Origin of the sequence: Nocardiopsis sp. YSL2, from assembly GCF_030555055.1 — a bacterium.
In the GTDB taxonomy this organism is placed as follows: Bacteria; Actinomycetota; Actinomycetes; order Streptosporangiales; family Streptosporangiaceae; genus Nocardiopsis.
In genome coordinates, this window is the sequence record NZ_JAMOAO010000001.1 from 1480317 (window position 1) to 1490329 (window position 10013).

The 10013-nt window shown below is 71.7% G+C and carries 11 protein-coding genes; 3 read left to right on the top strand and 8 right to left on the bottom strand.

Translation table 11 applies throughout. From position 1 onward, the window contains the following. Window positions 1-4 precede the first annotated feature (4 nt). From M1P99_RS06340 to M1P99_RS06365, 6 genes are all read right to left on the bottom strand, one after another. Window positions 5-601 (bottom strand): M48 family metallopeptidase, encoded by a 597-nt coding sequence (locus M1P99_RS06340; RefSeq protein ID WP_304451732.1) that lies wholly within the window; start codon window positions 599-601, stop codon window positions 5-7. Window positions 602-891: 290 nt separating this feature from the next. Then, window positions 892-1056 (bottom strand): hypothetical protein, encoded by a 165-nt coding sequence (locus tag M1P99_RS06345; RefSeq protein ID WP_304451733.1) that lies wholly within the window; start codon window positions 1054-1056, stop codon window positions 892-894. Window positions 1057-1098: 42 nt separating this feature from the next. Continuing rightward, on the bottom strand, window positions 1099-1377 hold the full coding sequence (locus tag M1P99_RS06350) for a WhiB family transcriptional regulator (RefSeq protein ID WP_053618900.1): 279 nt from the start codon (window positions 1375-1377) through the stop codon (window positions 1099-1101). Between the two features lie 207 nt (window positions 1378-1584). Further along, the gene (locus tag M1P99_RS06355; protein ID WP_304451734.1) at window positions 1585-1920 is read right to left on the bottom strand and encodes a hypothetical protein; all 336 of its coding nucleotides are present in this window, start codon (window positions 1918-1920) and stop codon (window positions 1585-1587) included. 199 nt (window positions 1921-2119) lie between these two features. Then, entirely contained in the window at window positions 2120-3010 is an 891-nt protein-coding gene (gene tesB, locus M1P99_RS06360; protein ID WP_304451735.1) for an acyl-CoA thioesterase II, read from the bottom strand. Further along, a complete protein-coding gene (locus tag M1P99_RS06365; RefSeq protein WP_304451736.1) occupies window positions 3003-5135 on the bottom strand; it encodes an ATP-dependent DNA helicase UvrD2 in 2133 nt (710 codons plus the stop codon). Before M1P99_RS06365 ends, tesB begins: the two co-directional genes overlap by 8 nt. Window positions 5136-5474: 339 nt before the next feature. On the opposite strand from M1P99_RS06365, the gene M1P99_RS06370 reads away from it, so the two are divergent. Both M1P99_RS06370 and M1P99_RS06375 read left to right on the top strand, forming a co-directional pair. After that, window positions 5475-5735: a mycoredoxin gene (locus M1P99_RS06370; protein WP_304455595.1), complete on the top strand. Its 261-nt coding sequence runs from the start codon at window positions 5475-5477 to the stop codon at window positions 5733-5735. 138 nt (window positions 5736-5873) lie between these two features. Further along, complete coding sequence (locus M1P99_RS06375; RefSeq protein ID WP_304451737.1) at window positions 5874-6329, top strand: ANTAR domain-containing protein; 456 nt, start codon at window positions 5874-5876, stop codon at window positions 6327-6329. A 139-nt stretch (window positions 6330-6468) separates the two neighbouring features. On the opposite strand, the gene nudC is transcribed toward M1P99_RS06375, so the two are convergent. Both nudC and M1P99_RS06385 read right to left on the bottom strand, forming a co-directional pair. Further along, entirely contained in the window at window positions 6469-7419 is a 951-nt protein-coding gene (gene nudC, locus M1P99_RS06380; protein ID WP_304451738.1) for an NAD(+) diphosphatase, read from the bottom strand. Between the two features lie 358 nt (window positions 7420-7777). Beyond that, on the bottom strand, window positions 7778-9163 hold the full coding sequence (locus M1P99_RS06385) for a dipeptidase (protein ID WP_304451739.1): 1386 nt from the start codon (window positions 9161-9163) through the stop codon (window positions 7778-7780). Window positions 9164-9352: 189 nt separating this feature from the next. On the opposite strand from M1P99_RS06385, the gene M1P99_RS06390 reads away from it, so the two are divergent. Beyond that, on the top strand, window positions 9353-9901 hold the full coding sequence (locus M1P99_RS06390; RefSeq protein ID WP_304451740.1) for an EF-hand domain-containing protein: 549 nt from the start codon (window positions 9353-9355) through the stop codon (window positions 9899-9901). Window positions 9902-10013 lie beyond the last annotated feature (112 nt).

Genomic DNA, 10013 nt, shown 5'->3' on the forward strand with positions numbered 1-10013 from the left:
AGGGTCAGTCCTCCTCGACGTCGCTGTCGGCGCCCTCGAGGGCGATCTCGCCGTCGTCGAGTCCCTCGTCGGCGCTCTCGCCGCCGTGGCCGCACGGTTCCGCCCGCAGCGCCGCGCTGTACCCCTCCAGGTAGCCGCGCGCACGGTCCGCCTTGGGGTACCTGTGCACCAACGCCCAGAAAGCGCGGCCGTGGTCGGCGTGGAACAGGTGCGCGAGTTCGTGGATGAGGACGTAGTCGACCACCCACGCGGGCATCCCCATCAGCCGGCGGGAGATGCGGATGGTACGGGTGTCAGGGGTGCACGATCCCCAGCGCGTGTTCTGGTTGTCCACCCAGCGGACGTTGTCGGGCAGCTCGGTGCCGCCGAGGTAGCGCCGCGCGAGCTCGACGGCGCGCTCCTGGAGTTCGGTGTCTCCTGCGTGGCGGCCGCCCTCGCGGGCTTCGAGCCGTTGCAGCATCCGTCCCACCCATCGCTTTTCCTCAGCGCGGGAGAACGTGGCGGGCACGAGGACGACCGTGGTGTCCCCGTCCCTGTAAGCCGACACCGTGCGTCGGCGGCGAGGACTGCGTCGAACCTCGATTTTGGTGTTCGAGGGCACGAACTTTACGGTAGCCGAGCGGAGGGCTTCCGCACAGATGTACGGCGCCGGGTATGTCATGGCTTCCACCGGTTGCCCGGCCGGCGCTCCGCGACCGGAAATCCCTGCGCCGTCGACCATTCGCTCCTGACCAGCGCCGCACCGAGGCCGTGAGACAGGCCACACGACGGTGTTGGGCAGATCCCATTACGCCGTATTGTTATAAAAGAGAGACCGAACGGTGACCCCCGAAGGGAGTCCCGCCCGGTCTCCGGCACCGGTTCCTCAGACCCGCCGGGCACGCTCGCGCCTCAACAGAGGCGCGACCACGCTATTTCCATGAGTCCTTCCTCCAAGCGGCGCTCCGCGCGCTGGCGGGCGCGCAGCTGGCGGGCACCGAGCCTGAGGTCCTCACGCTCGCGGGGTTCGAGGGACCGGTCCTCGCGGTCGGCCATACGGATCAGTTCCTGCAGCATCATCGTGGTCCTTCGGTGGGTGAGTTCGAGTGGGGGCGGGTGTCAGGCCGCGACCGGCGCGGGGTTCTTCCGGGGACGACCGCGCGGGCGCTTGCGCGCCACGACCTGGCCGGCGACGAGCAGCTGCCCGCCCCAGACGCCCCACGGCTCCTTGCGGTCCAGCGCGTCCGCCAGGCACTGCTCGCGCACGGGGCAGGCTCCGCAGACGGCCTTGGCCGCCTCGACGTCCGCGGGGGCCTCGGCGAAGAACAGGTCGGGCTCGGTACGGCAGGGAACGTTGGTGTCGCCCAGCCAGGGCGTCTCCAGGACCGACGCAAGCATCGGTGCCCTCCAAGATCTTTGATCGTTTCGTACAACGCGGTCGGTGCTGTCAGTCACCGGAACCGGTCCGGCGAGGGACCCGGACTTGCGATGCCGCCGCCCTCTCCCGCGTCCCTGGGGGACGGAGAACGGACGGAGATACAAAGAAAGCCGCGGCCCCTGATTCGGGGTCCGCGGCCACGATCGAAACTCTCGGCCTGTCCTGCTCTAGGCCGGGATCCTCCGTGGACACTCCCCCGGTGCGCCATAACGGCGCGGGGTAGCTTCAGCTTCAGCGTGATCCGCCTGCGGTCCGCCGATGAGGACGGAACCGCTGCCGACGGGCACACCACTGCCGTGGCCGGTGCCGCCGAAGGCGAACGGGACGTCCTGCTCTCGCTGGGAGATCAGGAGTCCGCGCCCACCGATGACGCCGGTGGCGTTGGTCATGGTGCCGATCCAGGCGGTGGCGTCCGCGCGACCGCGCATGGCGGTGCCCGTGTGAGCGGTCAGGGACCGCAGACGCGACGGCGTGAAGCCGGTGGTCAACGAGAAGTTCGTCATCAGATCAGGCACCTCCTTCGGGTCGGGCGACAGGGTCTTGCACCTGTGCCAGTGGTGTTCATGGCGACGATGTACACACTATGGGTTGGCCGCGAAAATCAGCAACCTATTTTTGACCTGCGAAAACGTCCGCATCCGGCCATGAGTTCGCGGGAATCTTCCGGAGTCGGCGAGTGTTGCCGCGCCTTCGCGCGCATCCTCAGCTCCAGCCCTCGGCGTCGATCACGCGGATCATCCCCTCCTGCACGACGGAGCAGACGAGCTCGCCGTCACGGGTGTAGACCAGCCCTCGCGCCAGGCCGCGAGCGCCCTGGGCGGTGGGCGTCTCCTGCGCGTAGAGCAGCCATTCGTCGGCGCGGAACGGGCGGTGGAACCACATCGCGTGGTCGAGGCTGGCCATGGAGATCCCGGCGAACGACCGGCCGTGCCGGAGCAGGACGGTGTCGAGCAGGGTCATGTCCGAGGCGTAGGTCATCAGGCACACCTGGGTGAGCCGGTCGTCGGGCAGCTTGCCGTCGACCTTGAGCCACACCGGGTTGCTGGCGGTCCGCAGCCGCGGGTCCCGCTCGGCCTCGAAGGAGAGCGGACCCGTGGGGCGCAGCTCGATCGGGTGCCAGGTGACGAACCCGGGGAGCTTCCCGAACGCCTCCTGGAGCCGCTCGCGCGTGCTGGGCAGCTCCTCCGGGGGCGGCACGTCCGGCATGGGGATCTGGTGGTCCAGGCCCGGCTCCTCCTTGTGGAAGGACGCCGACAGGGTGAATATCGGCTTGCCGTGCTGGACCGCCACCACCCGTCTGGTGGTGAACGACCGGCCGTCGCGGACCCGGTCGACCTCGTAGACGATCGGGACCGAGGGGTCGCCCGGCCGGATGAAGTAGGCGTGCAGGGAGTGGACGTAGCGGTCCGCCGGCGCGGTGCGCCCCGCCGCGACCAGCGCCTGGCCGGCGACCAGTCCGCCGAACACCCGCTGGGGCCCCTCCTCCGGACTCGACCCCCGGAAGATGTTGACCTCGATGCGCTCCAGGTCCAGCACTTCGAGCAGGTCGTCCAACGACTGGCCCCGGCCCTGCCCCTCGGCGATCTCACTCATCCGTCGACTCCTCCACGTCCGCTCCGGGCGCCGCGCCGTCCGCGACGACGTCGGCCGCCTCCGCGCCCGCCACCAGCGCGAGCACCGCCTCACCGTAGCGGTCCAGCTTCACGGCCCCGACCCCGGACACCGCCGACAGCTGCGAGACGCTGCTCGGCTCCTGCTCGGCGATGGCCTGGAGGGTGGCGTCGGTGAAGATCACGTACGCGGGCACCTTCTGCTCCTGGGCGTTGGTGCGCCGCCAGTCGCGCAGCCGCTCCAACAGCGCCTCATCGTAGCTGGAGGGGCAGTCCAGGCAGCGGCCCAGCTTGCGCTCGGCCGCGTCGGAGAGGGAGGTGCCGCAGACCCGGCACCGGCTGACGCCGCCCTTGCGCCGCTCGGCGCGGCGGGAGGAGGTGGTGGGCGAGGCCGGGCGCAGGCCGTCCAGGAAGCGGGAGGGCTTGCGGGTGCGGCGCCCGCCCGGTGACCGGGACAGGGACCAGGACATGGAGAGGTTCTCGCGTGCCCGGGTGACCCCGACGTAGAACAGGCGGCGCTCCTCCTCCACCTGCTCGTCGGTCTCGGCGTAGATGATCGGCATCATGCCCTCGGTGAGGCCGACCAGGAACACGGCGTCCCACTCCAGGCCCTTGGCCGAGTGCAGGGAGGCGATGGTCACGCCCTCGAAGCCGGGCGCGTGCTCGGTGGCCATGCGGGTGTCGAGCTCGTCGACGAAGTCGGCCATGGTGGCCGGGCGACCGCGGGCCCCCGCGGTGGCGGCCATGTCCTCGGCGAGCTGGGCCAGCGCCGACATCGACTCCCACCGCTCGCGGGCCTGGCGGCCCTCGGGGGCGGTCTCGGTCAGACCGAGGGGGCCCAGGAGCTGGCGGACGGTGGACACCAGGGGCTCGGCGTCCTCTCCCGCCACCTCGTGCCGGGCGCCGCGCAGGGTGTGGACGGCCTTCTTGATCTCGGGGCGTTCGAAGAAGCGCGCGGTGCCGCGCACGGTGAACGGCACTCCCTCGTCGGACAGCGCCTGCTCGTAGGCGGCCGACTGCGAGTTGGTGCGTACCAGCACCGCGACCTCGCCCGCGGGGGTGCCGCCCTCCAGCATCACGGCGATCTGGCGGGCGACCCCGGTGGCCTCGGCGGGCTCGTCGTCGTACTCCTTGTACATGGGGTCGGGGCCGTCGGGGCGCTGGGCCCGCAGGGTCAGGTGCTTGGCGGAGGTGGTGCCGCGGGCCTGGGCGATGACGTGGTTGGCCACCCGCACCACCTGGGGGGTGGATCGGTAGTCGCGCACGAGCTCCACCACTGTGGCATGGGGGTAGCGGGCCCCGAAGCCGGTGAGGTAGGCGGGCGTGGCGCCCGCGAAGGAGTAGATGGTCTGGCTGGGGTCGCCCACCACGCACAGGTCGTCCCGGTCGCCCAGCCACGCGTCCAGGAGCAGCTTCTGCAGCGGGTTGACGTCCTGGAACTCGTCGACGACGAAGTAGCGGTACTGGTCGCGGACGCGCTGGGCGATCGCGGGGTACTCGGTGATCATGCCCGCGGTGAGCTCGAGCATGGACTCGAAGTCGAGCAGGTTGTGCTCGCGGCGCAGTTCCTCGTAGGCCTCGAAGACGCGGGCGACCTCGGCGGCGGGCAGCGGGGTCTGGCGCCCCTGCTTGGTGGTGGTGCGCTCGTAGTCGGTGGGCCGCACCTGGGTGACCTTGGCCCACTCGATCTCGCTCGCGAGGTCGCGCAGCCCCGTGCGGTCGGGCTGCACGCCGACCGAGTTGGCCGCGCGGGCGACCGCCTGGAGCTTGCTCTCGATGAGGGTCGGCTGCGGGCCGCCGACGACCTGCGGCCAGAAGAAGGAGAGCTGGCGCAGCGCGGCGGAGTGGAACGTGCGGGCCTGGACGCGGGGGGCGCCCAGTCCGCGCAGCCTGCCGCGCATCTCCCCCGCGGCCCGTGCGGTGAAGGTCACGGCCAGGATCTGCTGCTCGGAGACGACCCCGCTCGCGACCGCGTGGGCGATGCGGTGCGTGATCGCGCGCGTCTTGCCCGTGCCGGCTCCGGCGAGGATGCACACGGGGCCGCGTAGCGCGCGCGCCGCCTGCGTCTGCTCCGGGTCCAGTCCCTCCAGGACGCGGTCGGGATCCATGGTGCTCCTGTGTGGTCGGGGCGTGGTCGTCGTCGGACGGTAGTGGGCCGTAGGCCGCCGTCGCAGGCGGTCGCCCGCCGCTGCCCAGGGCCCTCGGGGCGATGGCGGGCGACGGGTGGACTGCCACAGTCTCTCAAGTATCGGGCGTCCCGGGGAACGGACCCGACCACGGGCCCGAACCTGTGGACGGAGCTCGGACGACCGGTAGATCTGAACCAGTCGGGCCCGTGACGCGTCCCACGGGGTGTCTCGCGGTCATGGGAAGCGCTTCGGGCCACGTGGTGTTGAGATGTGGGACCGACTGATTCCCACGACCGCAGACAGGATGACGTGAGCGAGATGACGACGACGGCCACCGACGGGTTCACGATGTACACCACCCCCTGGTGCGGCTACTGCAAACGGCTCAAGAGCCAGCTGGCCCGCGAGGGGATCACCGGACGCGAGGTGAACATCGAGGAGCACCCGGAGTCCGCGGAGTTCGTGATGAAGGTCAACGGAGGGAACCAAACGGTTCCCACGGTGGTCTTTTCTGACGGAGCGGCGATGACCAACCCGTCGCTCGCTCAGGTGAAGAAGAAGCTGGCCGAGTTGGCGTAGGACGGAACTCGGGCCTCCTGAGCACCCAGGTGCGACGGAGGCCCCGGCCGCGGCGGGACCGCGGCCGCGCAGCCCCCGACGCCCGCCCGGTCGGCGCACAGGACGATCACGACGGGGAGTGTTGAGTTGGGGGACGACATGAGGTCTCATGACACCGCGGTCGCCGGCGGGGCGGACGTCGGCGTGGTCCGGCGCACGCCGACCGGCTGGCGTGTCGGCGCGGGGCACGAGGTTCCCGACCTGGTGAGCGCGATGGTCCTGGCGGACCTGCTCACCAGCGAGGCCGGCGTACCGCAACCGCGCGCACAGGCCCCCGGACGCGCACCCGAGGACGCGTCCGAGGTCGAGCGGCTGCGGCACACCATCGCGCAGCTGGAGCACGCGCTCCACTCGCGCGTGGTCGTGGAACAGGCGATCGGGGTCCTGGCCGAGCGGCACACGATGGCCCCGAGGGAGGCCTTCGAGCGGCTGCGCTCCTCCGCCCGGTCGCGCGGGCGCAAGGTCGCCGACCTGGCCCGCGACGTGGTGGAGAGCAGCACCAGCCCCTTGACGGCGCTGCCCGACGAGCTCAACGGCACGGCCGCCCCGAACTAGGGCGTGTTCCGCGGATACTCGTCCCGCCGCGCGCCGCCCCTGCGGCACCCGTGACGGGAGGCACCCACGGAACACGCCCTGGACCGCATCCCTCCGACGCCATGGCCCCTGCCCCCGGCAACCCGCGGGACTCCCCCGGTCACCAGCCGCCCGGGAGCTCCCCGCCGTACCAGTGCTCGATGAGGGTCCGGGCGATCGAGACGCGACTCGGGATCAGGACCTCCCTGGACCGGAGCGCGTCCTCCAGCTCGGGCCGGGTGAACCAGCGCGCCACGGCGATCTCGTCGTCGGTGCACTCGGTCTCGCCGACGGCACGCGCGGTGTAGCCCATCATCAGGCTGCGCGGGAAGGGCCACGGCTGGGAGGACAGGTACTTCGGCTCCGCGACCACCACGCCCACCTCCTCGGCCACCTCGCGGACCACCGCCTGCTCCAGCGACTCGCCCGCGTCCACGAAGCCCGCCAGGACGGAGAAGCGGCGCTCGTCCCACTTGGGGTTGTTGCCCAGGAGCATCTCCTCGCGGCCGTCGCGCTCGCGGTGCACCAGCATGATCACGGCCGGGTCCATCCGGGGGTACTGCTCGGTGCCCTCCTCCTCGCACACGCGCACGTGTCCGGCCGCCGCCATCGTGGTGCGGGCGCCGCAGCGCGGACAGAAGCCGTGCGTCGCGTTCCAGTTCGCGAGCGCGATCGCCCGGGTGAGCAGGCCCGTGTCGCGGTCGTCCAGGACGGCGCCGACCTCCCGCAGCGAGGCGGGCGCGGCGTCCGCCCCCGGGACGAGTTCGGTGGCGGCGCGCACCGCGAAGTAGGCCCGCCCGTTCTCCACTCCGAGCAGGTAGCGCTCGCCCTCCGGTGCCTCGCGGGGGCTGGAGAGGACCAGTTCGGGCCGCTCACCGGTGGAGACCAGCGCCCGGGACTGCTTGGCCATGAGCGCCTGCCACCCGTGGTGGCCGGGATCACCGCCCTCCAGGACCAGGACGCGCGAGGCGGAGTCGGCCCAGGCCTTGTCGAGCCAGGCCTCGTCGAGACGGCGGTGGCCTGCGGGGTCGATGGTGGAGCGGGACAGTGCGGGGATCGCGTAGGCGTCCATGGAACCTTCCAGAACTCGGGCGGCCGGAACGGCCAGGCCTGACGTCTACAGAACTAACACCGGTGGGGGCCGTTCGCATGCCCGCTGTGCCTTCTTTGGGCCTCCGCCCGTGCCCACGCCGTCGCCCGCCACCACCCTCAACGGACGCCTTCGGCGCAGTGCTTCCCGCTTCGGCCCCTCTCCTCCTGCAGAACACCGGCGCGCCCCGAGCCAACCCCCCCCGCGGCTGAGGTGAACTGAACGCTTCGCCTCCGGCTCCCGGGGCGCCAGGGGGCCGAACGGACTACGTCCGGCCCCCTGGACTCCGTAGGGCGGGAGTGCGGTTTCGAGGCACGTGACCGTCCGGCCCGCGGTGGGATCAGGGGCGGACGGCCCGGTCGGCGAGCTCCTGCCACAGGTAGGCGGCGCTCTCGGCGCCCTTGAGCAGCAGGGGGATCTCGACCTTCTCGTTCGGCGCGTGGATGCGGTCCTCGTCGAGTCCGACGGCGACGAACACCAGCGGGGCGCCGAGCGCGTCCGCGATGTCGGCCTCGGGACCGCTGCCGCCCTCACGGGTGTAGAGCACGCGGGTGCCGAACGCCCGCTCCATGGCCGAGCGGGCCGCCTTCACCGCGTCCGAGGACAGGTCGGAGGCGCAGGCCCGCACACCGGGCCCGCCGAACTCCAGTTCGGCCCGCAGTCCCGCCGGGGTGTTGGACTCGACGTAGGCGCGCACGCGGTCCTGGACGTGCAGCGGCTCCTGGCCGGGGACCAGCCGGAAGCTGACCTTGGCGTGGGCCGAACGGGGCACGATGGTCTTGCCGCCGGCACCGGTGTGGCCGCCCCACATGCCGTTGATCTCGGCGGTCGGTCGCAGCCAGACGCGCTCCAGGGTGCTGTACCCCGCTTCGCCCCAGGTGGCGGTGGAGGCGGCGGTGCCGAGCCACTCCTGCTCGTCGAAGGGCAGCTCCGCGATGAGTGCCCGCTCGTCCGCGTCGGCCTCGACGACTCCGTCGTAGAAGCCGGGGACCGCGACCCGGTTGTCCTCGTCGTGCAGCCCGGACAGCAGGTCGCTCATGGCCTTGAGCGGGTTGGGGACGGCGCCGCCGAAGGAACCGCTGTGCAGGTCCATCTCGGGGCCGAAGAGGCTGATCTCGACGTCGGTGACTCCGCGCATGCCCACGCACATGGAGGGGGTGTCGGCGGCCCACATGGTGGTGTCGGAGATGACGGCCACGTCGCAGTCCAGCCGGTCGCGCCGGTCGCGCAGCAGTTCGGCGAAGTGGACCGAGCCGGACTCCTCCTCACCCTCGACCAGGAGCTTGACGGTGACGGGCGGGGCGTCGGCGCCGGAGGCGGCCAGGGCGGCACGCACTCCGAGCGCGTGGAAGAGGACCTGCCCCTTGTCGTCGGAGGCTCCGCGCGCGTACAGGGAGGTGCCGATCTCGGTGGGGACGAAGGGCTCGGTGCGCCACGCCTCGACCGGGTCGACCGGCTGGACGTCGTGGTGCCCGTAGACGAGCACGGTGGGCGCGTCCGGGTCGGCGGCGGGCCATTCGGCGAACACGGCGGGCAGGCCCGGGGTCTCCCAGACCTCGACCGTGGGGAAGCCGGTGGCGGTGAGGTGGTCGGCCAGCCACCGGGCCGACCGGCGCACGTCGCCGTGGCGCTCGGGGTCGGCGGAGACCGAGGGGATCTCCAGCCAGGCCTTGAGGGAGGAGAGGAACTCCTCCCGGTGGTCCTCGATGTAGGCGCGCGCGTCCATCTGCCGTCCTCGTCTAGACATCCTTGTCGGATCCGAGACTAGAACCTGGACGAAGTGCCATGGACCCGACCCCGGTCCCGGGCGTTCGCGGCACGCGGAGTCCCGGATCGACGGGGAACCGTTTCGGCTGCGGGAGACTCGAAGGTGCACGGGGCGGGACCCGCCCGCCCGACGATGAGAGGAACGCCCGTGGGCACTGCTCCCTCCGCCGCCATCGCCGAGCGGTTCGGCCGGCTCTTCGACACGCTCGACTCCGACAACGACGCGTCGATCACCTGGGACGACTACAAGCGCCTGGTCGACCGCTACGTCAAGGGGTACTCGCTGGACGAGGGCGACCGCCGCACGCAGGCGATCCAGGCCTCGTACCACATGCTGTGGCTGGAGCTGCTCCGGCACTCGTCGGCGTTCCAGCCGAGCCTGGACCGGGAGGCGTTCGTCAACGCCCTGCACGCCGCCTCGGAGGACCGGAGCCGGTTCAACATGACCGAGGGTGTCGCCGAGGCCGCGTTCGACCTCCTGGACACCGACGACGACGGCAGGATCAGCGAGGCCGAGTACGTCGAGTACGCGGAGGTCCTGGGTGTGGCCGTCGACACCGCGTGGGAGCGGTTCAAGGCGCTGGACACCGACGGCGACGGGTTCATCAGCCGTGAGGAGTTCGTCCTGTCGGCCCGGGAGTTCCTCTTCGGCGACGACACCGACTCCGCCGGCGGGTTCGTCTTCGGCATGATCTGAGCCCACCCGTCGCCCACCACCGCCCGGGGGCGCCACGCGAGGAGCGGGCCATCCTCAACGGACGCCTCCGGCGCAACAGCCCACCCGTCGCCCACCACCGCCCGGGGGCGCC

Coding starts and splice junctions, on each gene's coding strand:
- M1P99_RS06385 (WP_304451739.1), bottom strand. CDS start 9,163: ATGGACGCGCGCGCCTACATCGAGGACCACCGGGAGGAGTTCCTCTCC.
- M1P99_RS06375 (WP_304451737.1), top strand. CDS start 5,874: ATGAGGTCTCATGACACCGCGGTCGCCGGCGGGGCGGACGTCGGCGTG.
- M1P99_RS06365 (WP_304451736.1), bottom strand. CDS start 5,135: ATGGATCCCGACCGCGTCCTGGAGGGACTGGACCCGGAGCAGACGCAG.
- M1P99_RS06345 (WP_304451733.1), bottom strand. CDS start 1,056: ATGCTGCAGGAACTGATCCGTATGGCCGACCGCGAGGACCGGTCCCTC.
- nudC (WP_304451738.1), bottom strand. CDS start 7,419: ATGGACGCCTACGCGATCCCCGCACTGTCCCGCTCCACCATCGACCCC.
- M1P99_RS06370 (WP_304455595.1), top strand. CDS start 5,475: ATGACGACGACGGCCACCGACGGGTTCACGATGTACACCACCCCCTGG.
- M1P99_RS06350 (WP_053618900.1), bottom strand. CDS start 1,377: ATGCTTGCGTCGGTCCTGGAGACGCCCTGGCTGGGCGACACCAACGTT.
- M1P99_RS06355 (WP_304451734.1), bottom strand. CDS start 1,920: ATGACGAACTTCTCGTTGACCACCGGCTTCACGCCGTCGCGTCTGCGG.
- tesB (WP_304451735.1), bottom strand. CDS start 3,010: ATGAGTGAGATCGCCGAGGGGCAGGGCCGGGGCCAGTCGTTGGACGAC.